Here is a 26,864-nt window from a genome sequence, read left to right on the forward strand (position 1 = left end):
GGCAGACTCGAAGGAAACCCTGGGTAAGCGGACCCGGTCATCGAGGAGCGGGCCGCTGAACCGTTCCCGAATTCGGAAGAGGGTGGAACGCGTGGACCGTTGCGTCGTCCTGGTGGACGCCGGCTACTTGCTGGGCGCAGCCGCGAGTCTGCTGGCCGGAGAGCCCGCTCGTTCCCGCATCACCGTCGACCACGCGGCCCTCATCCAGGGGCTGCGCGAGCGCGCCGAGGCCGACACCCAACAGCCCCTGCTGCGCATCTACTGGTTCGACGGCGCCCCCGACCGGGTGCCCCAGCCCGAGCACCGCCGGCTCCGCGTGATGCCCCGCGTGACCGTCCGGCTCGGCGCCCTGACCCGCAGCGACGGGCGCTGGGCGCAGAAGGGCGTCGATGCCGCGATGCACGCCGAGCTGACCGAACTGGCCAGGAACCGGGCCTGCTCGGACGTGGTCCTGGTGACCGGTGACGGTGATCTGCTGCCCGGTCTGATGTCCGCCAAGGAACACGGGGTCGCCGTCCACCTCTGGGCCGTGCAGGCCGCCGACGGCGACTACAACCAGTCCGAGGACCTCGTCGCCGAGGCCGACGAACGGCGGGTCCTGGACCGCGCCTGGATCACCAAGGCCGTACGCGCCAAGGAGCTCGGCGGCCCCTGCGCCCCGCCGCCCGTCCCGCGCCCCGAGATCGCCGCGATCCTCTCCGCACCGCTGCCGGAGGCGGCCATCGCCGCCTCCGCCGAACGCGCCTCCGAGGCCCAGGCCGCCGCGGCCCGGAGCGGCGCCCCCGCCCCCGCCGAGAACGCCGCCGCTTCGTCGTCCGACACCTCGTCCGCCCCCGGACACAAGGCCGTCCCCACCCCCAAGGACCTGGCCGCGTTGCGCGCCCACGCCACCCACCCGGACCGCCAGCACCCGCCCCAGCCCGCCAACGCCACGCTGCGCTGGTCCTCCGACAAGGGCTGGGTGGAGCGCGGCGGGCCCCTCGGCGAGCCGGCGGAGACCGCGTCCCTGCCGACCCTCGCCCAGGTCACCAGCGCCGAACAGCGCTGGGCGGACCGGGAGGAGGACATCACCACCGTCGGCGGCGACCCCTTCGAGGTGGGCCAGGTCTTCGCCCGCCGCTGGATGGAGCGCCTGCCGGAAACCGTCCACCTGCAGAAACTCTCCACCATGTACCCGCGCATCCCGCACCGGATCGACGGCGAACTGCTGCGTTACGCGGCCCGCTTCGGGCTCCTCGCCCACAAGGACGACCAGATCGACGAGCACGACCGCTACGCGATCCGGGCCGGCTTCTGGCGGGAGATCGACGTGCGGGCCGCCGCCGAGCACGTACCGGCGGGGGAGTAGCCGTCCCGCCCCGTTCCCGTGCCGCCCGGCGACGCGGGGTGGCCCCGGACGTGAACCGGGGCATGTGACCCCGTACCCTCATACCTCGTGAGTACGGGCACTGCACAGGCGCAGAGGGACACCGGCACCGTGTGCGCGGTGCGTGATCTGGTCAAGACCTATCCCGCCGTCCGAGGCCGCCGGGGCGCCCCCGCGACGCCCGAGATCCGCGCCACCGACAGCATCAGTCTGGACGTCGAGCGCGGCGAGATCTTCGGACTGCTCGGCCCCAACGGTGCTGGCAAGTCCACCCTGGTCCGCCAGCTCACCGGGCTGATGCGGCCCGACTCCGGCAGCGTCGAGGTGCTGGGCCACGACCTCGTACGCCACCCCGAGCGGGCCTCCCGGCTGATCGGCTACCTCGGGCAGGAGTCCACCGCCCTCGACGAACTGACCGTCTCGCTCGCCGCCGAGACCACCGGACGGCTGCGCGGTCTCGCCGTCCGGGACGCACGCGCCGAGCGCGACGCGGTCCTGGAGGAGCTGGGCCTCACCGCGATCGCCGGGCGGCCCCTGAAGAAGCTCTCCGGCGGTCAGCGGCGGCTCGCCTGCTTCGCCGCCACCCTGGTCGGCGACCGGCCCGTCCTCGTCCTCGACGAGCCGACCACCGGAATGGACCCGGTCGCCCGCCGCGCCGTCTGGGCCGCCGTCGACCGCCGCCGGGCGGAGCGCGGGGCCACCGTCCTGCTGGTCACCCACAACGTGATCGAGGCCGAGACCGTCCTCGACCGGGTCGCCGTCCTCGAACGCGGCCGGGTCATCGCCTGCGACACCCCCGCCGGGCTCAAGGAGCAGGTCGCCGGGGAGGTGCGCGTCGAGCTGGTGTGGCGTGAACGGGCCCCGCTGGACGTCCCCGAGGTGGCGGCCCTGCGGCCGTCCGCCCAGGAGTCCGGGCGGCGCTGGGTGCTGCGGCTCGGGCCGGACGAGGCACGGGCAGCGGTCGCCGCGGTGACGGGCGGCGCGGCCTTCGCCGCGCTCGACGATTTCACCCTGGCCACGCCCAGCCTGGAGGATGTCTATCTCGCGCTCGGGGGAGACGCGGCCAATGCGACCAAGGGGCTGGTCAAGGCGTGATCGGCGTGATCGGCATGAGAGACGGCGTGGGCATCGTGAACGCGGTGAACGCGATGGATGTATGTGGCAGTTCGGACGTGTCTCAGGGGGGCAGCCGCAGGTGACGAGCATCATTCCGGCCAGGACCGCACCGCCGAGCGTCCGGTCCGCGCCCGGCACCTCCCCTACGGGCCCCGCCCGTACCGTCGCCGCGCCCCTCGCGCCGCGCGCCCGGCTGCTGCCGTCGCTGGCCGCCGTCTACCGCGCCCAGCTCTCCCGGGCGCGCGTCGCCCGGATCCCGCTGCTCTTCGTGGCGACCTTCCAGTCCGTCGGGATCATGGTCCTGATGCGGGGCGTCGTCGACGGCGGTGCGGAGGCCCGCGCGGTGGTCGCGGGATCCAGCGTCCTGGTCGTCGCGTTCGTCGCGCTCAACCTGCTCGCCCAGTACTTCGGGCAGCTGCGGGCGGGCGGCGGGCTCGACCACTACGCCACCCTGCCGGTGCCGCCCGCCGCGGTGGTGCTCGGCGCGGCCGCCGCCTATGCCTCCTTCACCGTGCCCGGCACGGTCTTCACGGCGATCACCGGCAGCGTGCTGTTCCAGCTGCCGATGACCCATCTCTGGGTCCTGGTGGCCGTCGTCCCGCTCTCCGGCGCGGCCCTGGCCGGTCTCGGCGCCGCCCTGGGGCTGCTCGCCCCGCGCCCGGAGCTGGCGACCCTGCTGGGACAGCTGGGGATGTCCGCCGCCCTGCTGCTCGGGGTGCTGCCGGCCGACCGGCTGCCGGAGCCGGTGGGGTGGGCGCGTGACCTGCTGCCCTCGACGTACGGGGTCGAGGCGCTGGCCCGGTCCTTCGACGCCCGCCCGGACTGGGGGCTCATCGCGTTCTTCCTGGCGATCTGCGCGGCGGTGGGGGTTCTCTCGCTGGCCGTGGCGACGTGGGCGTACCGGCGGGCCGCCGTACGGTGAGCCCGGGTGCGGCATCCGGTGAGGCGCCTCACCGGGTGGCCTGGCACGATGGCACGGTGACCGCACCTCTGACGCCGCCCCACCAGCCCGGCCCCCATGACCCGTGGCAGGCCCCGCCCTCGGGCTCCCACCCAGCACCCTCGGTGGGCGGCCCGGACCACCCGGATACGGCCACGGAGATCCGTCAGGCCGCCGTCGTCCTTGTTCTGGTCGCGCTCGCGGGCATCGTGCTCGGGCTGCTGTGGCTGTGGCTCGCGCCGCGTGTGCCGCTGATCTCCGACGACACGGCCGTCTTCCTGGAGAACAGCGAGGGCGAGGAGGCGATCGGGGCCGACGGAACGTTCGTCCTGCTGGCACTCGGCTTCGGCGCGCTCTCGGCCGCCGCCGTCTTCTGGCGGCTGCGTCGCGGAGGCGTCCTCGTGGTCGTGGGGCTGGCGCTGGGCGCGCTGCTCGCCTCGCTGGTGGCGTGGCGGGTCGGCATCTGGCTGGGACCGTCGTCCGACGTGGTGGCGCGGGCCCGGGAGGCCGGCCAGGGCGTGACGTTCGACGCGCCGCTGGAGCTGCACTCGGTGGGGGTGGCGGTGCTGGCGTGGCCGTTCGCGGCGATGGGGATCCATCTGCTGCTCACGGCGGCGTTCGGGCCGCGGGATGTGGAGCCGGACTGGACGGGGTACTCCGGGTACGGGTCGTACTACGACGGGCCCGTGCAGGGGCCCCTGGCGGGGCCGGGGTCCGGGCCCCCATCGTCGCCCGCCGGTGGCGGTGGGGCGGCCTAGAGTCGCCTGCGGCGGGCTGTTCCCCACCCCGCCCCTTCCCGAAACCGGGGCGCTGCCCCGGGTCCCGCTCCTCAAGCGCCGGAGGGGCTGGAAGTGTGGGGCGCTGCCCCGGGTCCCGCTCCTCAAGCGCCGGAGGGGCTGGAAATACAGCCTCGCCGGCGTTTGAGGCGCGGGGGTGCGGGGGCGGAGCCCCCGTGACGGTGCTCAGGTACCCCGCGCGATCTCCGCGAACACCGCCCCCGTCAGCTCCGCCAGATCCGTCGCCGCCAGTTCCACCTCCAGGCCCCGGCGGCCCGCCGACACGCAGATCGTGGTGTGGGCGCGCGCCGAAGTGTCCAGCACCGTGCGCAGGCGCTTGCGCTGGCCCAGGGGGGAGATGCCGCCGCGTACGTAGCCGGTGGTGCGTTCCGCGGCGGCCGGGTCCGCCATCGCGGCGCGTTTGCCGCCCACCGCGGACGCCAGGGCCTTGAGGTCCAGGGAGCCGGCCACCGGGACCACCGCGACCGTCAGGGCGCCGTCCACGTCCGCCACCAGGGTCTTGAAGACCCGGTCGGGGGAGACGCCCAGGGCCTCGGCGGCCTCCTCGCCGTAGGACGGGCTCGCCGGGTCGTGGTCGTAGGCGTGGACCGTGAAGGCGGTGCCCGCCGCGGTCAGGGCGACCGTGGCGGGGGTGCCGCCCGCCTGCTGCTTCTTGGGTTTCTTCGCCACCGGGGGCAGGTCCTCGTCAGTTGGGGTGGGTGGGGGCCCTGGTCAGGTCGGTCGCGGGGAGCGAGGGCAGGTAGCGGATGACCGCGGTCTCCTTGCGCAGCAGCGTCAGCTCCTCGCGCAGCCGGGTCGCCGTGTCCGGGGCCTGGAGCAGGCGCTGCTTGGTCGGGACGTCCAGGACGGTCGCCGCCGCGACCAGGTAGGAGATCACGGACGGGTCGTCGGGGAGCTCGGCGCCGGTCGCCAGCGACCGTTCGCTCGCCCCGGCCAGCCGCTTCTGGTAGGCGCGGAAGGCCCGCAGGACGCCCTCGCCGAGCGCTCCCGCCTCGTCCCCCTCGTCCTCGCCCGGCGGTTCCTCGGCCACCTCCTCGACCTCGGCGGTCAGATACGGGCCGCTCGCCTCGACGGACAGCAGCCTGACCCGGGTGGTGCCGGTGGCCAGGACCTCGAAGCTGCCGTCGGCGCGCTCGCGGATCGTCGCCGCGTCGGCGACGCAGCCCACCCGGTGGAAGGTCTGGATCGGGTCGGGGCCGAAGCCCTCCGCCGGGGCCCGTTCGGGGGGAGGGGCGGCCGCGACGGTGTCCGGCATGCCGGTGGCCGTCGGGGCGGTCTCGCGGCCGTCGCGGATCGCGACCACGACGAAGCGGCGAGGTTCGTCCTCGTCGCTCTTCAGCAGTTCCCGCATCATGGCGCGATATCGCTCTTCGAAGACGTTGAGCGGCAGCACCAGGCCGGGGAACAGCACCGCGTTGAGCGGGAAAAGGGGAAGGCGGGCGGTGGTCACAACGCTCAAGCGTAATGGCCCCGGGGGCGGCCGTGGTCGGCCCGGTTGCGCAAGGGCGTCAGGGAGGCCGCCTGGAGCCGTGCGCCGTCCCGCGCGTCCAGGAACCGGCCGAGCGCGTCCTCGGACACCGACGACCACGGGAACGACGTCGCGTGCAGGCCGATCAGGTCGAACTGGTGCAGCGCCTCCGCCCAGCGCCCCCGGGCGAGCAGGACGTACGCGAGGAGGTTGCGGACCTCGGCCGGCCAGGGATCGCCGGGCCGGTAGGCGGCGGAGAGCCTGATCGCCAGGTCGGCCGCCGCGTCGATCCGCTCCTCCAGTACGGAGGTGGTGCGGCCCGCCGCCTGGGTGTCCAGGAGCAGCGCGAAGGCCGCCCGGGCCGGGAGGGCCTGCACCAGGGAGTCGGGCAGCGCGTCCTCGGCGGCCTGCTCGGCGAAGTCGAAGCATTCGCGGTGCGAGCCGTACCAGGCGGCGGAGAGGTAGCGCAGGGCCGCCACATGGCAGCCGTAGTGGTGCGCGGAGCGCCGTACGGCCTGCTCCCACAGCGCTTCGAAGGCGGTGTGCGTGGCGTGGGTGCCGCGCGCGTGGTCCAGGGCGAGCCGCCACGGCACGGGGTCGCGCGGGTCCGCGTCGGCGGCGGCGGTGATCAGCGGGCCGACCTCGCGGAGCCGTTCCGCGCGGGCGGGCGACTCCCAGGCCCTGCGGACCGACAGCTCCGCCTTGACCAGCAGCGCGTCCGGGTCGCGCGGGGCGGCGGCCAGCCAGTCGACGAGCCAGCCGTCCCGGCCGCGGGCGAAGGCGACGAGCCGGCCGAGGTAGCGGTCCCGGTTCTCCCAGTCGGCGGCGGACCGGGTGGTGGCGAGCAGTTCGGCGGCGGGTTCGTAGTCGCCCAGGGCAGCGGCGACCAGCGCGGGAGAGAGCCGCTCGTCCGGGGCGTCGAGCAGCACCGCGTCATCCGCGGACAGTCCGGCGGACAGCGGAGGGCTGTGCCGGATCATGCGCGCGGTACTGAGCAGAGCGCGAAGGAAGGCCATGGTGCAGACCATTGAAAAGCGCTGGTGAGGGCCGCGCCAGGGGTGTGCTGTGAAGCTTCTGTGCCGAGTGAATGGGTTGTATCGGACCGGGTCAAGAAAGGGCAAAGGAAATGTCCTCCGCTGGCTTGATCGCACCCTCTCGTGACGCTCGCTCCGCCCTCCGGTCACGGGGCGCGGGCGGTCGGGCCCCTGGCCCCGACCGCCCACAGCCTGCTGCAGAGCCCTCCGCGGTCAGCCCCTGCGCAGCATCCGGGACGCCCCCGCCGCCACCGTGGTGGCCAGAACCCACCCCACCAGCACCAGACCCGCCGCGGCCCACTGCCAGGCGTCCTCCATCCGCCAGTAGCCGTCCTGCCCGAGGTTGATCACCGGGATCAGCAGATCCAGCGCGTACAGGGCGGGGTTCCACTGCGGATGCTCCTCGCCCTTGATGGAGGGCGGAACGTGCTGCGCGAACGCCGCCGTGCCCGCCGCCCACAGCACCGCCATCCACACCGCGGCCCGCCCCGGCCGGTAGCCGTACGCCACCGTCCAGTCCTGGAGGTAGCCCCACGCCTTCGCGGCGGGCGGCAGCGTCTCGCGGCGGCGGCGCTGCTTGGCCAGCAACACCTCGCGCGCGTCCGCGTCCTCGCCGCAACTGCGCATCACCGTGGCCAGCCGCTCGTACGGCTCGGGGACGTACTCCGGCGTCGCGGCCTGCACCCACTCCAGCCGCCGGGAGAGCGGGAAGTGGCCGTAGGGGACGAGGTTCTCGTAGACGAAGCCGCCCATCGCCAGACCGCCCGGGCCCGGCCAGCTCGTCGACAGGTCGATCAGGGTCACCACCTTCGCGCCGTTCAGTACGACGCGGCCCTCCTCCGGGCGCTCCGCGTTGAACCGGAGCTCCGGCGTCACGATCCGGCGCAGCGACAGCTCCTCCTGCCGGGTCATGGTGAACCGGGCCTTGTGCAGGTCCACCGCGTCCCCGAACCGCCCGTCGTCCAGGCGCACCCCGCCCCGGCACTCGAAGATCTGCGAGCGGGTGCCGCGCGCCGGCGTCGGGGCGTAGACCACGCCGTACGGGGGAGTGGTGCCCTGGTTCCCCGTGTCGACGCTCACCCACGCCTCGGTCATGTAGAGCGTGCGCTCCACCGTCAGCTGTGGGGCGTTCAGTGCGCGACGGTCCTCCGCGGCGCGCAGCCGGCTGCCGCGCAGGCTCAGCGAACCGCCCACCTTCGCCCCGCGCAGGCTCAGCTCGCCGAGCGTCTCGATCATCTCGGCCTGGAGGTCCTGGGCCACCGCCATGCCGTCCCCGACGATGGCCCGACCGTGCCGGTCCGGGCCGACGCTGAGCTGGTTGATCAGCAGATCCGTCCCGATCTGGGCGTCGGTCAGCCGGACGCCCCGGTCGATCCGGCAGCGCGGCAGATGCAGATCGCCCTCCGTGCGCAGCCGCGCGGCCTCCAGCCGGGGCAGCGCGCACCCCACCAGCCGCAGGGTCGTGAAGTGGCACTCGGGGAGCGACACCTCCTGCTCGAAGCGGCAGCCGGTCAGCTCCACGTACGGAGCCACCCGGCCGCCCGCCAGGTCCAGCTTTCCGGTGATCCGCACCCCCCGGAGCTTCAGCGCCGCCACCCGGCCGGGCCGGGCCGCCGGGCCGCTCAGCAGCAGCCGCGCCACCGTGCGCGCGCCGACGCTCCGCTCGGGCCCCCACACCTGCGGGGCGAACGGGTCGTTGTGGGCCGGGTCGTAGCTGCGTAAGTCGTAGGTGGTCCCGTTGCGGAAGGACTGCCACATGCCCAGCTCCGCTGCGCTGAGGCCGTCCGGGATATCGCCTTCGTGCGGCTCGGTCACGGCCGCTCCCTCCGTGCACACATGCTGTAGTGCTGTTCTTCCCTCTGTGTGACGCCGTGAAAGCTAGCGGTCAGCAGTGACAGTCGGACATGGCCGATACGCGTATCGGCCAGTGGTACGGGCGACCGGTATCAGCCAGTGATACGGGCGACCGGCCGCTCCGAGCGGTCTGAGAGAATTGCCGTGTGATCTCTCGAATCGATCTGCGCGGTGACGCCCTCCCCGAGGGTGCCGCCCTGCGCGACCTGCTGCCCCGTGCCGAGTTCGACGTGGAAGCCGCCCTGGAGACGGTGCGGCCCATCTGCGAGGACGTGCGCCATCGTGGCTCCGCGGCAGTGATCGACTGGGGCGAGAAATTGGACGGTGTCCGGATCGAGTCGGTCCGGGTGCCCGCTGACGCCGTCTCCCGCGCTCTCCAGGAGCTGAATCCGGCCGTCCGGGCAGCACTTGAGGAGTCGATCCGCCGTGCCCGCCTCGTCCACCGCGAACAGCGCCGCACCACGCACACCACCCAGGTCGTTCCCGGCGGCACCGTCACCGAGAAGTGGGTGCCCGTCGAGCGCGTCGGGCTCTACGTCCCCGGCGGCCGCTCGGTCTACCCCTCCTCCGTCGTGATGAACGTCGTCCCGGCCCAGGAGGCGGGAGTCCGGGGCATCGCCGTCGCCTCCCCGCCGCAGAAGGACTTCGGCGGGCTGCCGCACCCCACGATCCTCGCCGCCTGCGCCCTGCTCGGCGTCGACGAGGTGTACGCCGCCGGCGGCTCCCAGGCCGTCGCGATGTTCGCGTACGGCACCGAGGACTGCCTCCCGGTCAACCTGGTCACCGGCCCGGGCAACATCTACGTCGCCGCCGCCAAACGCCTCCTCAAGGGCCGCATCGGCATCGACGCCGAGGCCGGGCCCACCGAGATCGCGATCCTCGCCGACGCCACCGCCGACCCGGCGCACGTGGCCGCCGACCTGATCAGCCAGGCCGAGCACGACCCGATGGCCGCCGCCGTCCTGGTCACCGACTCCGAGGAGCTGGCCGCCGCCACCGAGGCCGAGCTGGCCCCCCAGGTCGCCGCCACCAAGCACATCAAGGACCGCGTCGAGCCCGCCCTCGCCGGCCGCCAGTCCGCCATCGTCCTGGTCTCCTCCATCGAGGACGGCCTCAAGGTCGTCGACGCGTACGGCGCCGAGCACCTGGAGGTCCAGACCGCGGACGCGGCCGCCGTCGCCGACCGGGTCCGCAACGCCGGAGCGATCTTCGTCGGCCCCTGGTCGCCGGTCTCGCTCGGCGACTACTGCGCCGGCTCCAACCACGTCCTGCCCACCGGCGGCTGCGCCTGCCACTCCTCGGGCCTGTCCGTGCAGTCCTTCCTGCGCGGCATCCACATCGTCGACTACAGCCGCGACGCGCTCGCCGAGGTCACCCACCACGTCGTGACCCTCGCCGAGGCGGAGGACCTCCCCGCCCACGGCGCCGCACTGAAGGCAAGGTTCGGCTGGAAGGTTCCGCAGCAGTGACGAACGACCCCGTGCCCGGCAACCCCTGGGACGAGCTCCCCATCCGCGACGAACTGCGCGGCCAGTCCCCGTACGGAGCGCCCCAGCTCGACGTCCCCGTACGCCTCAACACCAACGAGAATCCGTACCCGCTTCCCGAAGCACTGGTCGACCGGATCGCCGAGCGGGTCCGCGAGGCCGCCCGCGGCCTCAACCGCTACCCCGACCGGGATGCCGTCGAGCTCCGCACCGAGCTGGCCCGCTATCTGTCCCGCACCGCCGGGCACGAGGTCGGCACGGCCAACGTGTGGGCCGCCAACGGCTCCAACGAGGTCCTCCAGCAGCTGCTCCAGACCTTCGGCGGGCCCGGCCGCACCGCGATCGGCTTCGAACCCTCGTACTCCATGCACGCCCTGATCTCCCGGGGTACCGGCACCGGCTGGATCTCCGGGCCGCGCAACGACGACTTCACCATCGACGTGGACGCCGCCCGCGCCGCCATCGCCGAGCACCGGCCCGAGGTCGTCTTCATCACCTCGCCCAACAACCCCACCGGCACCGCCGTCGACGCCGACACCGTCCTCGCGCTCTACGACGCCGCCCAGGCCGCCGGGCCGTCGATCGTCGTCGTCGACGAGGCGTACGGCGAGTTCAGCCACCACCCCTCGCTGCTCCCGCTGATCGAGGGCCGCCGCAACCTGATCGTCTCCCGGACCATGTCCAAGGCGTTCGGCGCCGCCGGGCTGCGCCTGGGCTACCTCGCCGCCGACCCGGCCGTGGTCGACGCGGTCCAGCTGGTGCGGCTGCCGTACCACCTCTCCTCCGTCACCCAGGCCACCGCGCTCGCCGCCCTGGAGCACACCGATACGCTGCTGGGATACGTCGCGCAGCTCAAGAGCGAGCGCGACCGGCTGGTGGCCGAGCTGCGCGCCACCGGCTACCAGGTCACCGACTCGGACGCCAACTTCGTCCAGTTCGGCCGCTTCGACGACAGCCACGCCGTCTGGCAGCAGATCCTCGACCGGGGCGTCCTGGTCCGGGACAACGGCGTACCGGGGTGGCTGCGGGTCACCGCGGGCACCCCGGCAGAGAACGACGCGTTCCTCGATGCGGTACGCGAACTCAAGAAGGAGCACGACGCATGAGCCCCCGCGTAGGCCGCGTGGAACGCACCACGAAGGAAACGTCCGTGCTCGTCGAGATCAACCTCGACGGCACCGGCAAGGTCGATGTCGCCACCGGGGTCGGCTTCTACGACCACATGCTCGACCAGCTCGGCCGCCACGGCCTCTTCGACCTCACGGTCAAGACCGAGGGCGACCTGCACATCGACAGCCACCACACCATCGAGGACACCGCGCTCGCGCTCGGCGCCGCCTTCAAGCAGGCCCTCGGCGACAAGGTCGGCATCTACCGCTTCGGCAACTGCACCGTCCCGCTGGACGAGTCGCTCGCCCAGGTCACCGTCGACCTCTCCGGCCGCCCCTATCTCGTGCACACCGAGCCCGAGAAGATGGCGCCGATGATCGGCGAGTACGACACGACGATGACCCGGCACATCCTGGAGTCCTTCGTCGCCCAGGCGCAGATCGCCCTGCACGTCCACGTGCCGTACGGGCGCAACGCCCACCACATCGTCGAGTGCCAGTTCAAGGCGCTCGCCCGCGCCCTGCGGTACGCCAGCGAGCACGACCCGCGCGCCGCCGGCATCCTGCCTTCCACGAAGGGCGCCCTGTGACCGGCCTCAACACCATCCTGATCGTCGTCGGACTCTTCCTGGCCGGCGGCGTCTACTCCTTCGCGAAGCAGGGGATGCCCAAGGGCGTCATCGTGCTGCTGTCGATCGGCTCCGTGATGTGCCTGGTGGCGGGCATCCTGCGGATCCAGGGACTGTGGGACTGAGAGGCACGCTGTGACTGACACCAAGAAGGTCGTCGTCTTCGACTACGGCTTCGGCAACGTCCGTTCCGCCGAGCGGGCCCTCGCCCACGTCGGCGCGGACGTCGAGATCACCCGCGACTACGACCGCGCGATGAACGCCGACGGGCTCCTCGTCCCCGGCGTCGGCGCGTTCTCCGCCTGCATGGACGGGCTCAAGCGGGCCCGCGGCGACTGGATCGTCGGCCGCCGGCTCTCCGGAGGCCGCCCCGTCATGGGCATCTGCGTCGGGATGCAGATCCTCTTCGAGCGCGGCATCGAGCACGGTGTGGAGACCGAGGGCCTGGACGAATGGCCCGGCACGGTCGGCCCCCTGAAGGCCGACATCGTCCCGCACATGGGGTGGAACACCGTCGAGGCCCCCGAGGACTCCCGGCTCTTCGCGGGGCTGGACGCCGAAGCGCGGTACTACTTCGTGCACTCCTACGCGGCGCACGACTGGTCCCTCGAAGTGACCAACGCCAAGATCCGTGCCCCCAAGGTCACCTGGGCCACGCACGGCGAACGGTTCGTGGCCGCCGTGGAGAACGGTGCGCTGTGGGCCACCCAGTTCCACCCCGAGAAGTCCGGCGATGCCGGCGCCCAGCTGCTGACCAACTGGATCGAGACGCTGTAATGCCGAAGCTTGAACTGCTCCCCGCCGTCGACGTCCGCGACGGCCAGGCCGTCCGCCTCGTGCACGGCGAGTCCGGCTCCGAGACCTCCTACGGCTCCCCGCTGGAGGCCGCCCTCGCCTGGCAGCGCGCCGGCGCCGAGTGGCTGCACCTCGTCGACCTGGACGCCGCCTTCGGCACCGGCGACAACCGCGCCCTGATCGCCGAGGTCGCCGGGGCCATGGACATCAAGGTCGAGCTGTCCGGCGGCATCCGCGACGACGCCTCGCTCGCCGCCGCCCTCGCCACCGGCTGCCGCCGGGTCAACCTCGGCACCGCCGCCCTGGAGACCCCGGAGTGGGTCGCCAAGGTCATCGCCGAGCACGGCGACAAGATCGCGGTCGGCCTCGACGTCCGCGGCACCACCCTGCGCGGCCGGGGCTGGACCCGCGACGGCGGCGACCTCTACGAGACCCTCGCCCGCCTCGACGCCGAGGGCTGCGCCCGCTACGTCGTCACCGACATCGCCAAGGACGGCACCCTGGAGGGGCCCAACCTGGGCCTGCTGCGGGACGTCTGCGCCGCCACCGACCGCCCGGTCGTCGCCTCCGGCGGGGTCTCCTCGCTCGACGACCTCCGCGCGATCTCCCTCCTCGTCCCCGAAGGCGTCGAGGGCGCGATCGTCGGCAAGGCGCTGTACGCGAAGGCGTTCACGCTGGAAGAGGCCCTCAAGGCGGTCGCCGCATGACCGGTTCTCCTGGGTCCACCGAAGCTTCCTCCGTACGCCGGATCTCCACCGGCGCGCCCTGGGAGGAGAAGTTCGGCTACTCGCGCGCGGTCGAGCTCCCCAACGGGCTCGTCCTGGTCGCCGGCTGCACCTCCGTGGTGAACGGCCAGATCTCCGCGGGCTCCCCGTACGAGCAGGCCATCACCTCGTTCGACGTCGCGTTCGCGGCGCTGGAGCAGGTGGGCCTCACCCGCGAGGACGTCGTCCGCACCCGGATGTACCTCACGCACGCCCGGGACGTGGAGGACATCGGCCGCGCCCACAAGGAGCTGTTCGACGCCGTGCGCCCCGCCGCCTCCCTGATCATCGTGTCCGGTTTCGTGGACCCGGGCCTGGTCGTCGAGGTCGAGGTCGAGGCCTACCGGGGAGGCGCGAAGTGAGCCTCGCCGTACGGGTCATCCCCTGCCTGGACGTCGACAACGGCCGGGTCGTCAAGGGCGTCAACTTCCAGAATCTGCGCGACGCGGGCGACCCCGTGGAGATGGCCAAGCTGTACGACGCCGAGGGCGCCGACGAGCTGACGTTCCTCGACATCACCGCCTCCAGCGGCGACCGCGAGACGACGTACGACGTGGTCCGCCGCACCGCCGAGCAGGTCTTCATCCCGCTCACCGTCGGCGGCGGCGTCCGCACCCCCGACGACGTCGACAAGCTGCTGCGCGCCGGGGCCGACAAGGTCGGCGTCAACACCGCCGCCATCGCCCGCCCCGACCTCATCCGTGAGATCGCCGAACGGTTCGGACGTCAGGTCCTGGTGCTCTCCGTCGACGCCCGCCGCACCCCGGAGGGCACCTTCGAGGTCACCACGCACGGCGGCCGCAAGGGCACCGGCATCGACGCCGTCGAGTGGGCCCACCGGGCCGCCGAGCTGGGCGCGGGCGAGATCCTGCTCAACTCGATGGACGCCGACGGCACGAAGGACGGCTACGACACCGAGATGATCGAGGCGGTACGGGGGCACGTCACCGTCCCCGTCATCGCCTCCGGCGGCGCGGGCCGGCTCGCCGACTTCGCCCCGGCGATCGAGGCGGGGGCCGACGCGGTGCTCGCCGCGTCCGTCTTCCACTTCGGAGACCTGCGGATCTCCGAGGTCAAGGGCGCCCTGCGGGAAGCGGGCCACCCGGTCCGCTGAGCACGTAGCGGGAATCGGCGGTATCACCGGTCCACCCGAGACCGGTGATACCGCCGATGCGTGTTCACGGGACGCGGCGTGAGAGTGGCGATCGCCGACGGACGACGCCGGTGGCCACGCGGCGCACCCCGAGCCCCCGGACGACGGGCTTCACGGCCTCGCGTGGTGCGGTTCCGCCACCACCGAGAGGATCCCCCTCGTGCATCAGCACCTTCTCGCCTCGCACCAGCACCCCCCACGCCCGAGCCGCCCCCGGGCACTCGCGGGTCTGCTGACCGCCGCCGCGGCCACCGCCGGTCTCCTGATGACCGCCCTGGCCCCGGGCGCCCAGGCCGCCGACAACCCCTACGAGCGCGGCCCCGCCCCCACCAACGCCTCCATCGAGGCGAGCCGCGGCTCCTACGCCACCTCGCAGACCTCCGTCTCCTCGCTCGCCGTGAGCGGGTTCGGCGGCGGCACCATCCACTACCCGACCTCCACCGCCGACGGCACGTTCGGCGCGGTCGTCATCTCGCCCGGCTTCACCGCCTACGAGTCCTCCATCGCCTGGCTCGGCCCGCGCCTGGCGTCCCAGGGCTTCGTGGTCTTCACCATCGACACCAACACCACGCTCGACCAGCCCGACAGCCGGGGCCGCCAACTCCTCGCCGCTCTGGACTACCTGACCCAGCGCAGCTCGGTGCGGACCCGGGTCGACGCCTCCCGCCTCGGGGTGATGGGCCACTCGATGGGGGGCGGCGGCAGCCTGGAGGCGGCCAAGAGCCGCACCTCACTGAAGGCGGCCATCCCGCTGACCGGCTGGAACACCGACAAGACCTGGCCCGAACTGCGTACGCCCACCCTCGTGGTGGGTGCGGACGGTGACTCGGTCGCCCCCGTCTCCACGCACTCCGAGCCGTTCTACGAGTCGCTGCCCGGCTCCCTGGACAAGGCGTACCTGGAGCTGCGCGGCGCCTCGCACTTCACGCCGAACAGCTCCAACACGACGATCGCGAAGTACAGCCTTTCCTGGCTGAAGCGGTTCATCGACAACGACACCCGCTACGAGCAGTTCCTCTGCCCGCTCCCGCAGCCGAGCCTGACCATCGCGGAGTACCGGGGCAACTGCCCGCACACCGCGTGATCCCGGCGTCCTCCAGCCCTGCCGCGCTGTGCTCCGGCACAGCGCGGCAGGGCTCCGGCTGGGAGCGCGCACCGCACCGGGCCGTCCCCGCCGGGTACCCGGACGCGGCGCTTCCACCCTCGCCGACGCGACCGTACGGTGCCGGTGTGACCCCATCGAAGACCGTGCCCAGTCCGCTCCGGCTGTACGGCCGGGACGATGAACTCGCCACTCTGAAAAGCCTGTTGGAGCTGTTGTGGCGGGGCGACGGAGGTGCGCTCGTGCTGGCCGCACCGCCCGGTCTCGGCCGTACGGCGCTGCTGCGCGCCGCCGCCGACGCTCACCGGGACCGGGGCCCCGTGCTGTACGCCACGGCCGCCTCCGCCGGACGGCCCGCGCCGGGCGGCGGGCCGGTCGCCCTGCTCGGCCCGTCCCTCACCACCGGCCAGTCGCCCGCCGCCCCGTACCCGGTCATCACCCCCGAGGCGCTCGCCCGCCGACTGCGGGAACCGGGCGCAGGGCACCCCCTGTTGGTCTGCGCCGACGACGCGCACGCCTGGGACCCGGCGTCCAGGTCCGCGCTCGCCCTCGCGGCCCGCGGGCTGGGTCTGGGCAGCCGGACCGCCGTCCTGCTCTCGGCCGCCGACGGCACCGCCTTCGCCGGGCTGCCCACGCTCCACCTCGCACCCCTGGACGAGGGCGCGGCCTCGGCGCTCCTGGACCGGCTGACCGGCGGGACGACGGCCCTCGGCGCGGATCCTGGTACGACCCTCGGAATGGCCCCTGGGGCCGCTCCCGGTGCGGCGCTCGGAACGGCCCCGGGTGCGGCTTTCGGTGCGGCCCCCGGATTGGCTCCCGGCGCGGCCCCCGGTACGGAGGGGATCGACCCGGTGGTGCGGGCCGAGCTGCTCCGTGAGGCGGCCGGAAACCCACGCCTGCTCGCCGGGTTCACCGGACGCCTCACCCCGGACCAGCTCGCCGGCCGTACCCCGCTGCCCTTCCCCCTGCCCGGCGGCGAAGCGGTGCTCGCCGCCCATGCCGAGCGGCTCGACGGCCTCCCGGACCGGACCCGCACCCTGCTCCTGCTCGCCGCCGCGGCCCAGGAGCACGAGCCGGAGGGCACCGGGGCGGACGCCCTGCTCCTGCTGCGCGCGGGCACCCGCCGCGGACTGCCCCGGGACTTCCTGGACCGGGCCCTGTTCGGCGCCGCCGCCACCGGCGGCCTCCTCCAACGGGCGGGCAGCCGCGTCCACTTCGCCCACCGCCTCGTCGCCCGTGCCGTACTCCACCACGCCCCTCGCTCCCACCGCCGCGCCGCCCACGAGCTGCTCGCCACCCTGCTGACGGAGGCCGGAGACCGGGTCTTCCCGGGAGCCTCCTCCGCGCCCCCTCCGGACGCCCCGGTCACCGCACCCCCACCCGTCCCGCTGGCCGCCCTCGTCCAGCGGGCCTGTGCCGCGTCCGGGCCGGACGCCGCGCTGGCCGCCCGGCTCGAAGCCGCCGCCGGAGCCCCCTTCCCGCATGCCGAACGTTCCGCCGCCCTGGCCCGCGCCGCTCTCCTCGCCACCGAACCGGCGCTGCGGGCGGCCCGCCTCGCCGCGGCGGCCGAGCAGGCGGGGCTCGCGGGCGACCCGGCCCGGGCCCGGGCCCTGCTGGCCAGGACCGGGCCCCGGACGCCCGGCGCGGCGGGGCCGGCCCCCGGGCCCGCACGGGGCCTCGCCCCCTACGTCCACGGCATGCTGGCCCTGCGCTCCGGGCCGGCGGCGGACGCCCACGAAGCGCTGCTCGCCGCGGCCGAACTGCTTGGCCCGCACGATCCCCGCAGGACCCTCGACGCCCTCCTCGGCGCGGCCGAGGCCGCCTGGGCGGCGGGAGACGCGCTCGGCTACCTCGACGCCATGAACCGTCTCGCCCGCACCCCGCCGGAAGCGGGCCTGGAGCACTACCGGGCCGGCATGTGCGCCGTGCTCGAAGGCCGCACCGCCGAGGGCCACGCCCTCCTCCGCCGCTGCCTCGACCCCGCCGGGGACCCCGTCGCACCGGCCGCGCTGCTCCGGGCCGGGGTCGCGGCGCTGGTCCTCGGGGACGTCGCCGCCGCCTGTCGCGCGGGCGCCCGCGCGCTCGCCGCCGTACGGACCAGGGGCCCCGACGCGCTGCTGCCCCAGGCGCTCGAACACCTCGCCTACGCCGAACTGCGGGCCGGGCGCCACGCCGGTGCGCGGGCCCACGCCCTGGAGGGGCTGCACGCCGCCCGCCGTACGGGGCAGCCCAACAGTTCCGCCCATCTGCACGCCGTGCTCGCCCTCGCCGCCTCCGTGGCGGGGCCCGCCGAGGCATGCGCCGCGCACGCCGACGCCGCGCTGACCGGGGCGGGGCCGCACGGGCTGGCCCAGGCCGTCACCCTCGCCACCTGGGCGCGGGCCCGCGCGGACCTGGCCTCCGGACGGCCCGGCGAGGCGGCCGCCCGGCTGGCCCCCGTCGTCGGTACCGGCCCCGGCCGAGGCCACTTCGCCGCCCGGATGCTCGCGGTGCCCTGCTGGGTCGAGGCCGCCGTGCTGGGCGGCCGACAGCATGAGGAGTCCCGCGAACTCCACGCCGCCGTCGACGCGTTCGCGTCCTGGGCCGCCCGGACCGCCGACCCGGGGGCGCCCGCCCAACTGGCCCGCTGCCGGGCCCTGCTGGCCCCTGCCGACGAGGCCGACGCCCGCTACGCCGAGGCCCTGGCCCACCACGGCCGGGCGGGCGGCGACTTCGAACGGGCCCGCACCCACCTGCTGTACGGTCAGTGGCTGCGCCGCCGTCGGCGCACCCGCGAGGCCCGCGGCCCGCTGCGTGACGCCCTGGTCGCCTTCCAGTGCTGCTCGGCCCGTGCCTGGGCCGACCGGGCGGCCGGGGAGCTGCGGGCGGCGGGGGAGCCGGTCGGGGCCCCACGGAACGCGGCGGAGGGACCGCTGGCGGCGCTCACCCCCCAGCAGCTGCGCATCGCCCGCTGCGTCGCCGAAGGGGCCACCAACAGGGAAGTGGCGCTGCGGCTGTCGCTCAGCCCGCGTACGGTCGACCACCACCTCCGCAACGTCTTCGCCGCCCTCGGTATCCGCTCCCGCACCGAACTGGCCCGGCTGCTGGGGCCGGTGTACTGACCTGACCCGCGGGGTTGTTCGAGCGGCCGGCCGGGGTGGGTCGATGCCAACGGCGAGGCAGCGGCCGCGCCTGCCCCCGTGTCCGGTGCCGCTGGGCGTACGACCAGGTCACCGCGGTCATGAGGGCCGGGATGGCGAACAGCGCAGCGAAGGCGAAGCCCCAGCCCGTCTGTGCCGTACCGCTCGACATGTACGTCTGGCTCTCGACGGTCACGGCGACCACGGGCTGCCACAACGCCCCCAGAACCAGGGCGCCCGAGACGGCCCAGGCCGGCGGGGCGAGGACCCTCGGGTGGAGCGGTCGCCACCGGTCGCTGACGAGCAGCAGCGGAAACAGCGCGGTCGGCTCGGCGAGGACGGAGAGGCGTACCCGCAGGGGAGGACCTGGAACCCTCAGAAGGGCCGAGGGCGGTCGGGGAGGAACCGGACCTGGTCGCCGAGTGTGACGCGGACCCGGACGCGGTCGGTTGCGAGACCGTGATGACGAGTTCCGCGCAGACCCCTAGGTACCGACTGGGCGGTATGTCATTCTGCGGGCGTCAGGATCGTGTCGCCGCGCTCGCGCCCCGCCCGGGCCGGGTGCCGGGCCCGCCGCTCGCGCGGCCGGTCGATTCCCGGTGGAGGCCGCCATGCCACAGGTCGTACGTTCGCGGATCGGGGCGCCGCACGGCCCCTCCCCGGCAACGCCGTTGCCGCACCGCTTCCGGTCCCTGGCCGACCGCGAAGCCGTCGAGGTGCTGCACCGGGCCGCCCGGGTCCTCGTCGCCTCGCTGCCGGCCCTCACCGACCGGCTCGTCGAGGCCCTGTACGCCCAGGAGCCCGGCTACCGGGCGGCCATCGACTCCGGCCGGGCCGAGGTCTGGCAGGAGGTCCACCACTCGCTGCGGCACAACGTCGGCTCCCTGATCCAGCCCCGGGAGTTCCGGGAGTCCGCCCACCGCACCTCCCGCTGGATCGGTGAGATCCGCGCCGAGCAGGGCGTGCCGCTCGACGCCGTCCTGCACGCCTTCCGGATGGGCGGCGCGATGGTCTGGCAGGACCTCGTGGACGAGACCGCCCGGCGCGACCCCGACGACGTGCGGCTGCTCGTCCACGTCGCCGCCGACGTGTGGAACTTCGTCGACGAGCACTGCGGGATCGTCGCGGACGCCTACCGGCAGGCCGAGCGGCGGCTGTCCTGGCGGCGCGAGAACCGGCAGCGGCTCATGGTCGCCGCCCTGCTGGACGGGACCGCCCGGATCGCGGACCTCGCCGAGGCGGCCGCGATGCTGGGCCTGCCGGAGCAGGGCCGCTACGCCGTGCTCGCGGTGGCCGCCGCCCCGCGCGGCCCGGGGCCCGCCGCCCGCCCGCCGCTGACGCTGCCCGGCGGCCCGGACGCCCCGGCGCTCTGGCACCCGGGCCCGGAAGCCGAGTTGGCGATCCTGCCGCTGGCGGGCCTGCCCGGCGAGCTGGGAGCACTGGCCGCCGCGCTGGACGTACCGGCCGGCGTCCGGGCCGGGATCGGCTCCGCCGTCGAGGGCCTGGCCGCCCTCGGCGACGCCCGGCGGCTGGCGGAGACCGCGCTGCGCGCCTGCCCTGCGTCCGGGGGTACCGTCCTGCTCGACGAGCACCTCCCGGACGCCCTGGTCGTGTCCTCCCCGGCGCTCGCCGAGGCGCTCGCCGACCGGGTGCTGGGCCCGCTGGGCCGGCTGGACCCCGCCGACCGCGACGTCATCGTGGAGACCCTCACCGCCTGGCTGGACGCGGACGGCTCGGCGCAGCGGGCGGGCGCGAAGCTCTACTGCCACCGCAACACCGTCCTCAACCGGCTCCGCCGCTTCGAACAGCTCACCGGCCGCTGTCTGACCCGCCCCCGGGACGCGGTCGAGGTCTCGCTCGCCCTGGCGGCGCGGAGGCTGCTCGGCGCCTGAAGAGCTGACGTCTGAAGAGCTGACGTCTGAAGAACTGACGTCTGAAGAACTGACGTCTGAAGAACTGGCACCCGGCACCTGGAAAACTTCGCAACAAATATTGCGCAGTTATTCTTGCGCAACTTTTCCTGTGCATCTACGGTCGAGTCATGCCCAGAGAAGAACGACGCCGCGTCTCCGACCTCGACACCCTCAAGGCGATCGGCCACCCCCTGCGCCTGAAGCTCTACCGAGCCCTGCACATCAAGCGCACAGCCACCGCCTCCCAGCTCGCCGACCAGGTCGACGAGGCGGTCTCCCTCGTCAGCTACCACCTGCGCAAGCTCGCCGACCACGGGCTGATCGAACCGGCCGCGGGCCAGGGCACCGACGGCCGGGAGCGCTGGTGGCAGCCGTCCTCCCGAGGACTGACCTTCAACGACACGGACTTCGACGACGCACCGGACAAGGCGGCCGTCTACGCGGCCGCCGGCCGGATGTCCTTCGACCAGCACGTCGAGCTCTACCGGGCCCACCAGGGCGCACGGCACACCTGGGACGCGGAATGGCGCGGCGCCTCCTGGAGCGCGGAGAACCTCCTGCGCCTCACCGCGGAGGAACTGGCCGCCCTCGGCCGGGAGATGGGCGCGCTGATCGACCGCTACGAGGAAACGGGCCGCGCCCGCGAGGAAGCGGGCGACACGGAGGGCCGCGAGAGCGTCGCCCTGCACACGTACGGATTCCCCTTCCGCCCCTGAGCCCGTCACTTCGCCCGGAAGGACGAACCACATGACCGTCACCGCCGTGGAAGCCCCCGAACGCCCCGCCCACCGCGACCCCAACGTCCAGCGCTGGCTCGGCGCGTACACCGCGTCGATGATCGGCGACAGCATCTACTTCATGGCCCTCGCCTGGGCCGCCGCCCGCACCGGCAGCGCCACCGGCACCGGCCTCGTCCTCGCCGCCGGCTCCATACCCCGGGCCCTCCTGATGCTCGGCGGGGGAGTGCTCGCCGACCGGCTCGGGCCCCGCCGCGTCGTCATCGGCAGCGACGCCGCCCGTGCGCTGCTCGTCCTCGGGCTCGCCGCGACCCTGGCCCTCACCGCACCCACGGTGGGCGTCCTGGTGGCCGTCGCCCTGCTCTTCGGCGCGGTCGACGCCCTGTTCCTGCCCGCCGTCGGAGCCCTGCCGCCCCGGATCAGCCCTCCGGGCCAGCTCGCCCGGATCCAGGGCCTGCGCGGACTCGCCGCACGCGGCGCCTCCATCGTCGGCGCGCCGCTGGGCGGGGTCGCCGTGGCCACGGGCGGCCCCGCGCTCGCCCTCGCCGCCGCCGGAGTGCTGTTCGCCCTGTCCCTGCCGCTGCTCCTGAGCCTGCGGATCAGACCGCTGCCCGGGCCGGTCAAGGACGGCGGGACCACGGCCGGGGCCGACGAGGCGCCCGCGGACACCGAGGAGACACCGAACGCCTGGCAGGACCTCGTCGACGGGCTCCGGTACGTCCGCCGCCACCCCGTGCTCGGCCCGCTCATGATCGTCATAGGCCTCAGCGAGCTCGGCTTCGTCGGGCCGCTCAACCTCGGGATGATCCTGCTCTCCGAGCAGCGCGGCTGGGGCGCGGCCGGCATGGGCTGGATCGTCGCCGGATTCGCCTCCGGCGCGGCCGGGTCCGCCCTCCTCCTCGCCGTCCGGGGCCGGGTGCCGCACGCGGGCCGGGTGATGTGCCTGACGGTCCTCGTCGGCGCGACGGGCATCGCCGCCCTGGCCCAGGTCCCCTCGGTGGCCCTCGCCGCCGCGACCGCCGCGTTCGTCGGCCTCTCCATCGGGCTGGCCGGTGCGCTGTGCGCCGCCCTCGTCCAGACCGCCGCCGACCCGGCGTACCTGGGCCGGGTCACCTCCGTATCGACGCTCTTCACCTACGCGCTCATCCCGCTCAGCTACCCCGTCACGGGGGCTGCCATCGCCCTCTGGGGCACCGGGCCGGTCTACGCCGTCAGCGCGGCCGTGTGCGCGACCGGTGGCGCGGCCGGCCTCGCCTTCATCGCACTCCGCCGCGCCGAACTGCCCCGCTGACCCGGAACCCCCTGAACCGCCGACTGATCCGGAATCGTAGGCGCCCCGGCACCCCCCGTGCCCCGGGCCTACATGCCCAGCTCGGCCGCCTTGAGCCGCTCCACCGCCGCATGGTCGCCCTCCACCTCGACGTCCGCCGCGTCCTGCCTGCCGAACGCGTACAGCAGCAGCTCGGCGGGCTCCCCGGTCACCGTCACCACCGGCGTCCCCTTGTGCGCCACCGCCGTCTGGCCGTCCGGGCGGCGCAGCACCAGCCCCACCGGGGACCTGCGGCCCAGCAGGCGGGCCGTCCTCTCGGTCCGGGACCACAGCACATCGGAGAAGACCGGGTCCAGCTCGCGGCGCGACCAGTCGGGCTGGGCCCGGCGCACATCCTCCGCGTGGACGAAGAACTCCACGGTGTTCGCCGCCTCGTCGATCTGCTTGAGGGACATCGGGGAGAACCGGGGAGGGCCGGTGCGGATCAGCTGGATCAGCTCCTCGTACGGTTTCGCCGCGAACTCCGCCTGCACCCGCTCCAGCCGGGCCTTCAGCGCGCTCACCAGCAGCCCGCCCGCCGCGTCCGCGCGGCGTTCGCGGACCACCACATGGGCGGCCAGATCGCGGGTCTTCCAGCCGTCGCACAGGGTGAGGGCCTCGGGGCCGGCCGCTTCCAACAGATCGGCGAGCAGAAGACGTTCACGCTTCGCATGGGTCGACATGCACGCCAGCGTACGACCGTCACCCCTGGTCCGCCCAGTGGACGTCCGCCCGGAAAGCCCTCGCGGCCACGGCACAATGGGCCCATGACGAGCACGCCCGGCGCCACGCCGCCCGCCAGCAGCCTCGACCCGGCCATCGCCGCCCGCCTCAAGCGCGGCGCCGACGGCCTGGTCCCGGCCATCGCCCAGCAGTACGACACCGGCGAGGTGCTGATGCTCGGCTGGATGGACGACGAGGCGCTGCACCGCACCCTCACCACGGGCCGCTGCACCTACTGGTCGCGCAGCCGTCAGGAGTACTGGGTCAAGGGCGACACCTCCGGTCACGTCCAGCATGTGAAGTCCGTCGCCCTGGACTGCGACGCCGACACCGTCCTCGTCAAGGTCGACCAGACGGGCGCCGCCTGTCACACGGGTGACCGCACCTGCTTCGACGCCGACGCCCTGCCCCTCCTCGACAGCTAAGGTCCGGCCATGGATCTCGACACCTTCCGCAAACTGGCCGTCGACCGGCGCGTCGTCCCCGTCAGCCGCCGCCTCCTCGCGGACGGCGACACCCCGGTCGGCCTGTACCGCAAGCTCGCCGCCGAACGCACCGGCACCTTCCTCCTGGAGTCCGCCGAGAACGGCCGGACCTGGTCGCGCTACTCCTTCATCGGCGTCCGCAGCGACGCGACCCTCACCGCCCGCGACGGCGAGGCCCACTGGCTCGGCACCCCGCCCGTCGGCGTTCCGGTCGCCGGCGACCCGCTGGACGCCCTGCGCGCCACCGTCGAGACCCTCCACACCCCACGCGACCTGGTGAGCGACGCGGGCCTTCCGCCCTTCACCGGCGGCATGGTCGGCTACCTCGGCTACGACGTCGTACGCCGTCTGGAGAAGATCGGCGAGCACGGCGGCGACGACCTGAAGCTGCCCGAGCTGACCATGCTCCTCACCTCGGACCTCGCCGTCCTCGACCACCGGGACGGCACCGTCCTGCTGATCGCCAACGCGATCAACCACAACGACCTCGTCACCGGCGTCGACGAGGCGCACGCGGACGCCGTCTCCCGCCTCGACGCGATGGAGCGGGACCTGCGCCGCCCGGTCGCGAGCGCCCCCGCCGCCCTGCCCCCGTCCGAGCTGCCGCCGTACACCGCACTCTGGGGCGGCGAGGCCTACAGGGACGCGGTCGTGGACATCAAGGAGCGCATCAGGGCGGGCGAGGCCTTCCAGGTCGTCCCCTCCCAGCGCTTCGAGACCCCGTGCACGGCGAGCGCCCTGGACGTCTACCGGGTGCTGCGGGCCACCAACCCGTCCCCGTACATGTACCTCTTCCGCTTCGACGGGTTCGACGTCGTCGGCTCCAGCCCCGAGGCCCTCGTCAAGGTCGAGGACGGCCGGGCCATGGTCCACCCGATCGCCGGGACCAGGCACCGGGGCGCCACCCCGCAGGAGGACCAGGCGCTCGCCGACGAACTCCTCGCCGACCCCAAGGAGCGCGCCGAGCACCTGATGCTCGTCGACCTCGGCCGCAACGACCTGGGGCGGGTCTGCGAACCCGGCAGCGTCGAGGTCGTCGACTTCATGTCGATCGAGCGCTACTCCCACGTGATGCACATCGTCTCCACCGTCACCGGCCGCGTCACCGAGGACCGCACCGCCTTCGACGTGCTCACCGCCTGCTTCCCCGCGGGCACCCTCTCCGGCGCGCCCAAGCCCCGCGCCATGCAGATCATCGAGGAACTGGAACCGAGCCGCCGCGGCCTGTACGGGGGCTGCGTGGGCTACCTCGACTTCGCCGGGGACTCCGACACCGCCATCGCCATCCGGACCGCCCTGCTCCGCGACGGCACGGCGTACGTCCAGGCCGGAGCCGGGGTCGTCGCCGACTCCGACCCGGTCGCCGAGGACACCGAGTGCCGCAACAAGGCGGCGGCCGTGCTCCGCGCCGTCCATACGGCCAACCGGCTCCACGACCGCTGAACCGCTGACGGCCGACCGGCTCCACGGGCGTCGGGGCGGTAGGGGATAGTGGAGGGCGTGAGTGCTGTCCCCGTACCCCAGCCCCGTGCCCGAACCGCCGACTCCGCGTCCGGCGCCGCGCCCGACTCCTCAGGGAGCCGGCGCAGTCTCGCGGCCGGTCTGCTCCTCGGCGCGGCCGGCGCGACCGTCGTCCTCCTCGCCTCCGGGCAGACCTGGGCCGAGGGCGACGCGGCCACCGGCGGCGGTGCCCTCCCGCTGAGCGTCGACGGCCAGGACGTCACCGGCGCCCCGGCCGCCCTGGCCGTCGTCGGGCTCGCCGCCCTCGTCGCCGTCTTCGCCGTACGCGGCGTCGGCCGCCGGATCGTCGCCGCCCTCCTCGCCCTCAGCGGGCTCGGAGCGACGCTCAGCGCCTGGGCCGGCGGCTCCGACAGCACGGCCCTCGACGAGGAAGCAGCCAGAACCACCGGCGACGCGGCGGCCACCATCCACGCCATCGGCTACACCGCCTGGCCCTACGTCACCGCCGCCGGCGGTCTGCTGATCCTGCTGGCCGGGCTCCTCGCCCTGCGCTACGGCAACCGCTGGCCCGCCATGTCCGGAAAGTACGAGCGCGACGGCACCCCCCGCCCCGGCAAGGCGCCCCGCACCGCCCCCGACCCGGACCGGCCCGAGGACCTGTGGAAGGCCCTGGACCGCGGCGAGGACCCGACGCGCGAGGCCTGACCCCACGCTCACCTCCCACGGTCCCGTACGGGACAATGAACCCGAGCCGTCCCCGGGCGGCGGCCACACGTACAGCGCCACCCACGGCGCAACACCAACGAGGAGCAACTCATGGCGGGCACGAGCCACGGACACACCCCGGCCGCCTGGACCGGTGTCATCATCGCCTTCATCGGCTTCTGCGTCGCAGGCGTCTTCATGGTCGCGGCCAACCCGCTCGGCTTCTGGGCCGGTATCGCCGTCATCTTCGCCGGCGGTCTCGTGGGCCTCGCCATGAAGGTGGCCGGCCTCGGTATGCCGAAGGAGTCGGCCGAGCTGATCGAGGCCAGGGAGCGCGCCGGGCGGGCGCAGATCTCCCACTGACCCCCCCGGACGCCGGCCCGTCCCGGCGCCCGACACGCCGACAGGCGCAGCCCTCACCCGGGGCTGCGCCTTTTCGCGTCGGCGGGGGACAATCAGCGGGTGGACGCCTCGCCTACTCCCTCAGCCGCCCAGCCCCCGGACCCGGAATCGGCCCCTCAGCAGGGCCCCGGCCCCATGCCGCTGACGGTCTGCCCGACCCCTGACATGGTCCGGCCCGCCCCAGCCCGTCCGGCTGCTGAGGACGGAACTCCCGCCGGGGTGGGCCCACACCCAGCCCGTCCGGCGTCTGAGGGCGGAACCCTCGCGGGGGTGGGCCCACACCCAGCCCGTCCGGCGCTTGAGGGCGGAACCCTCGCGGGGGTGGGCCCACACCCAGCCCGTCCGGCGTCTGAGGACGGAACCCTCGCGGGGGTGGGCCCACACCCAGCCCGTCCG

26 protein-coding genes are annotated in these 26,864 nt (G+C 74.2%); 21 read left to right on the forward strand and 5 right to left on the reverse strand.

Translation table 11 applies throughout. The features are described from left to right. Window positions 1–82 precede the first annotated feature (82 nt). The 4 genes from AB0F29_RS04525 (at window position 83) to AB0F29_RS04540 (ending at window position 4,180) form a co-directional block, all read left to right on the forward strand. Entirely contained in the window at window positions 83–1,348 is a 1,266-nt protein-coding gene (locus AB0F29_RS04525; protein WP_361867382.1) for an NYN domain-containing protein, read from the forward strand. A gap of 129 nt (window positions 1,349–1,477) precedes the next feature. Further along, window positions 1,478–2,461: an ABC transporter ATP-binding protein gene (locus tag AB0F29_RS04530; protein ID WP_026290447.1), complete on the forward strand. Its 984-nt coding sequence runs from the start codon at window positions 1,478–1,480 to the stop codon at window positions 2,459–2,461. A 100-nt stretch (window positions 2,462–2,561) separates the two neighbouring features. Continuing rightward, window positions 2,562–3,404, forward strand: coding sequence for an ABC transporter permease (locus AB0F29_RS04535; RefSeq protein WP_361867383.1), 843 nt, complete (start codon window positions 2,562–2,564; stop codon window positions 3,402–3,404). Between the two features lie 35 nt (window positions 3,405–3,439). Continuing rightward, window positions 3,440–4,180, forward strand: coding sequence for an ABC transporter permease (locus tag AB0F29_RS04540; protein WP_361867384.1), 741 nt, complete (start codon window positions 3,440–3,442; stop codon window positions 4,178–4,180). 204 nt (window positions 4,181–4,384) lie between these two features. On the opposite strand, the gene ybaK is transcribed toward AB0F29_RS04540, so the two are convergent. From ybaK to AB0F29_RS04560, 4 genes are all read right to left on the reverse strand, one after another. Beyond that, window positions 4,385–4,888 carry a Cys-tRNA(Pro) deacylase gene (ybaK, locus tag AB0F29_RS04545; RefSeq protein ID WP_361867386.1) on the reverse strand — a complete coding sequence of 168 codons (504 nt, stop codon included), beginning with the start codon at window positions 4,886–4,888 and terminating at the stop codon, window positions 4,385–4,387. A gap of 16 nt (window positions 4,889–4,904) precedes the next feature. Continuing rightward, entirely contained in the window at window positions 4,905–5,669 is a 765-nt protein-coding gene (locus tag AB0F29_RS04550) for an LON peptidase substrate-binding domain-containing protein (protein WP_361867388.1), read from the reverse strand. Between the two features lie 5 nt (window positions 5,670–5,674). Next, window positions 5,675–6,715 (reverse strand): hypothetical protein, encoded by a 1,041-nt coding sequence (locus AB0F29_RS04555; protein WP_361867389.1) that lies wholly within the window; start codon window positions 6,713–6,715, stop codon window positions 5,675–5,677. A gap of 219 nt (window positions 6,716–6,934) precedes the next feature. Continuing rightward, complete coding sequence (locus AB0F29_RS04560) at window positions 6,935–8,536, reverse strand: oxidoreductase (protein ID WP_361867390.1); 1,602 nt, start codon at window positions 8,534–8,536, stop codon at window positions 6,935–6,937. A 185-nt stretch (window positions 8,537–8,721) separates the two neighbouring features. Here AB0F29_RS04560 and hisD point away from each other — a divergent pair, with 185 nt between their 5' ends. From hisD to AB0F29_RS04625, 13 genes are all read left to right on the forward strand, one after another. Next, entirely contained in the window at window positions 8,722–10,044 is a 1,323-nt protein-coding gene (gene hisD / locus AB0F29_RS04565; protein ID WP_361867391.1) for a histidinol dehydrogenase, read from the forward strand. After that, window positions 10,041–11,168 (forward strand): histidinol-phosphate transaminase, encoded by a 1,128-nt coding sequence (locus tag AB0F29_RS04570; protein ID WP_361867392.1) that lies wholly within the window; start codon window positions 10,041–10,043, stop codon window positions 11,166–11,168. The genes hisD and AB0F29_RS04570 overlap by 4 nt, the downstream gene beginning before the upstream one ends. Continuing rightward, window positions 11,165–11,761: an imidazoleglycerol-phosphate dehydratase HisB gene (gene hisB, locus AB0F29_RS04575; RefSeq protein WP_015607963.1), complete on the forward strand. Its 597-nt coding sequence runs from the start codon at window positions 11,165–11,167 to the stop codon at window positions 11,759–11,761. The genes AB0F29_RS04570 and hisB overlap by 4 nt, the downstream gene beginning before the upstream one ends. Beyond that, the gene (locus AB0F29_RS04580) at window positions 11,758–11,925 is read left to right on the forward strand and encodes a hypothetical protein (RefSeq protein ID WP_003969742.1); all 168 of its coding nucleotides are present in this window, start codon (window positions 11,758–11,760) and stop codon (window positions 11,923–11,925) included. Before hisB ends, AB0F29_RS04580 begins: the two co-directional genes overlap by 4 nt. A gap of 10 nt (window positions 11,926–11,935) precedes the next feature. After that, complete coding sequence (gene hisH, locus AB0F29_RS04585; RefSeq protein ID WP_361867394.1) at window positions 11,936–12,577, forward strand: imidazole glycerol phosphate synthase subunit HisH; 642 nt, start codon at window positions 11,936–11,938, stop codon at window positions 12,575–12,577. Next, complete coding sequence (gene priA, locus AB0F29_RS04590) at window positions 12,577–13,302, forward strand: bifunctional 1-(5-phosphoribosyl)-5-((5-phosphoribosylamino)methylideneamino)imidazole-4-carboxamide isomerase/phosphoribosylanthranilate isomerase PriA (RefSeq protein WP_018957513.1); 726 nt, start codon at window positions 12,577–12,579, stop codon at window positions 13,300–13,302. Before hisH ends, priA begins: the two co-directional genes overlap by 1 nt. After that, window positions 13,299–13,721 carry a RidA family protein gene (locus tag AB0F29_RS04595; protein ID WP_361867396.1) on the forward strand — a complete coding sequence of 141 codons (423 nt, stop codon included), beginning with the start codon at window positions 13,299–13,301 and terminating at the stop codon, window positions 13,719–13,721. Before priA ends, AB0F29_RS04595 begins: the two co-directional genes overlap by 4 nt. Then, a complete protein-coding gene (hisF, locus tag AB0F29_RS04600; protein WP_018957515.1) occupies window positions 13,718–14,473 on the forward strand; it encodes an imidazole glycerol phosphate synthase subunit HisF in 756 nt (251 codons plus the stop codon). The genes AB0F29_RS04595 and hisF overlap by 4 nt, the downstream gene beginning before the upstream one ends. Window positions 14,474–14,672: 199 nt before the next feature. Further along, window positions 14,673–15,596 (forward strand): alpha/beta hydrolase, encoded by a 924-nt coding sequence (locus AB0F29_RS04605; RefSeq protein ID WP_361867398.1) that lies wholly within the window; start codon window positions 14,673–14,675, stop codon window positions 15,594–15,596. A 146-nt stretch (window positions 15,597–15,742) separates the two neighbouring features. Continuing rightward, entirely contained in the window at window positions 15,743–18,715 is a 2,973-nt protein-coding gene (locus tag AB0F29_RS04610; protein WP_361867400.1) for a LuxR C-terminal-related transcriptional regulator, read from the forward strand. A gap of 629 nt (window positions 18,716–19,344) precedes the next feature. After that, on the forward strand, window positions 19,345–20,625 hold the full coding sequence (locus AB0F29_RS04615) for a helix-turn-helix domain-containing protein (protein WP_361867401.1): 1,281 nt from the start codon (window positions 19,345–19,347) through the stop codon (window positions 20,623–20,625). 149 nt (window positions 20,626–20,774) lie between these two features. Further along, a complete protein-coding gene (locus tag AB0F29_RS04620) occupies window positions 20,775–21,362 on the forward strand; it encodes a helix-turn-helix domain-containing protein (protein ID WP_361867403.1) in 588 nt (195 codons plus the stop codon). 31 nt (window positions 21,363–21,393) lie between these two features. Next, complete coding sequence (locus AB0F29_RS04625; RefSeq protein WP_361867404.1) at window positions 21,394–22,674, forward strand: MFS transporter; 1,281 nt, start codon at window positions 21,394–21,396, stop codon at window positions 22,672–22,674. 68 nt (window positions 22,675–22,742) lie between these two features. Here the strand turns inward: AB0F29_RS04625 and AB0F29_RS04630 are convergent, their stop codons facing one another. After that, window positions 22,743–23,375 carry a TIGR03085 family metal-binding protein gene (locus tag AB0F29_RS04630; protein WP_361867405.1) on the reverse strand — a complete coding sequence of 211 codons (633 nt, stop codon included), beginning with the start codon at window positions 23,373–23,375 and terminating at the stop codon, window positions 22,743–22,745. An 84-nt stretch (window positions 23,376–23,459) separates the two neighbouring features. On the opposite strand from AB0F29_RS04630, the gene hisI reads away from it, so the two are divergent. The 4 genes from hisI (at window position 23,460) to AB0F29_RS04650 (ending at window position 26,429) form a co-directional block, all read left to right on the forward strand. After that, complete coding sequence (gene hisI, locus AB0F29_RS04635) at window positions 23,460–23,840, forward strand: phosphoribosyl-AMP cyclohydrolase (RefSeq protein WP_361867406.1); 381 nt, start codon at window positions 23,460–23,462, stop codon at window positions 23,838–23,840. Window positions 23,841–23,849: 9 nt separating this feature from the next. After that, window positions 23,850–25,343 (forward strand): anthranilate synthase component I, encoded by a 1,494-nt coding sequence (locus AB0F29_RS04640; protein WP_361867407.1) that lies wholly within the window; start codon window positions 23,850–23,852, stop codon window positions 25,341–25,343. Window positions 25,344–25,391: 48 nt separating this feature from the next. Then, on the forward strand, window positions 25,392–26,066 hold the full coding sequence (locus AB0F29_RS04645; protein WP_361867409.1) for a TIGR02234 family membrane protein: 675 nt from the start codon (window positions 25,392–25,394) through the stop codon (window positions 26,064–26,066). A 111-nt stretch (window positions 26,067–26,177) separates the two neighbouring features. Beyond that, the gene (locus AB0F29_RS04650; protein WP_018957525.1) at window positions 26,178–26,429 is read left to right on the forward strand and encodes an HGxxPAAW family protein; all 252 of its coding nucleotides are present in this window, start codon (window positions 26,178–26,180) and stop codon (window positions 26,427–26,429) included. Window positions 26,430–26,864 lie beyond the last annotated feature (435 nt).

This window comes from Streptomyces sp. NPDC026589, assembly GCF_040638385.1.
In the GTDB taxonomy this organism is placed as follows: Bacteria; Actinomycetota; Actinomycetes; order Streptomycetales; family Streptomycetaceae; genus Streptomyces.

What these genes read in the sequence shown, in the direction of transcription:
- hisI (WP_361867406.1), top strand. Translation starts at nt 23,460, where the DNA reads ATGACGAGCACGCCCGGCGCCACGCCGCCCGCCAGCAGCCTCGACCCG.
- AB0F29_RS04595 (WP_361867396.1), top strand. Translation starts at nt 13,299, where the DNA reads ATGACCGGTTCTCCTGGGTCCACCGAAGCTTCCTCCGTACGCCGGATC.
- AB0F29_RS04630 (WP_361867405.1), bottom strand. Translation starts at nt 23,375, where the DNA reads ATGTCGACCCATGCGAAGCGTGAACGTCTTCTGCTCGCCGATCTGTTG.
- AB0F29_RS04615 (WP_361867401.1), top strand. Translation starts at nt 19,345, where the DNA reads ATGCCACAGGTCGTACGTTCGCGGATCGGGGCGCCGCACGGCCCCTCC.
- AB0F29_RS04620 (WP_361867403.1), top strand. Translation starts at nt 20,775, where the DNA reads ATGCCCAGAGAAGAACGACGCCGCGTCTCCGACCTCGACACCCTCAAG.
- AB0F29_RS04650 (WP_018957525.1), top strand. Translation starts at nt 26,178, where the DNA reads ATGGCGGGCACGAGCCACGGACACACCCCGGCCGCCTGGACCGGTGTC.
- AB0F29_RS04555 (WP_361867389.1), bottom strand. Translation starts at nt 6,715, where the DNA reads ATGGTCTGCACCATGGCCTTCCTTCGCGCTCTGCTCAGTACCGCGCGC.
- priA (WP_018957513.1), top strand. Translation starts at nt 12,577, where the DNA reads ATGCCGAAGCTTGAACTGCTCCCCGCCGTCGACGTCCGCGACGGCCAG.
- AB0F29_RS04625 (WP_361867404.1), top strand. Translation starts at nt 21,394, where the DNA reads ATGACCGTCACCGCCGTGGAAGCCCCCGAACGCCCCGCCCACCGCGAC.
- AB0F29_RS04640 (WP_361867407.1), top strand. Translation starts at nt 23,850, where the DNA reads ATGGATCTCGACACCTTCCGCAAACTGGCCGTCGACCGGCGCGTCGTC.
- hisB (WP_015607963.1), top strand. Translation starts at nt 11,165, where the DNA reads ATGAGCCCCCGCGTAGGCCGCGTGGAACGCACCACGAAGGAAACGTCC.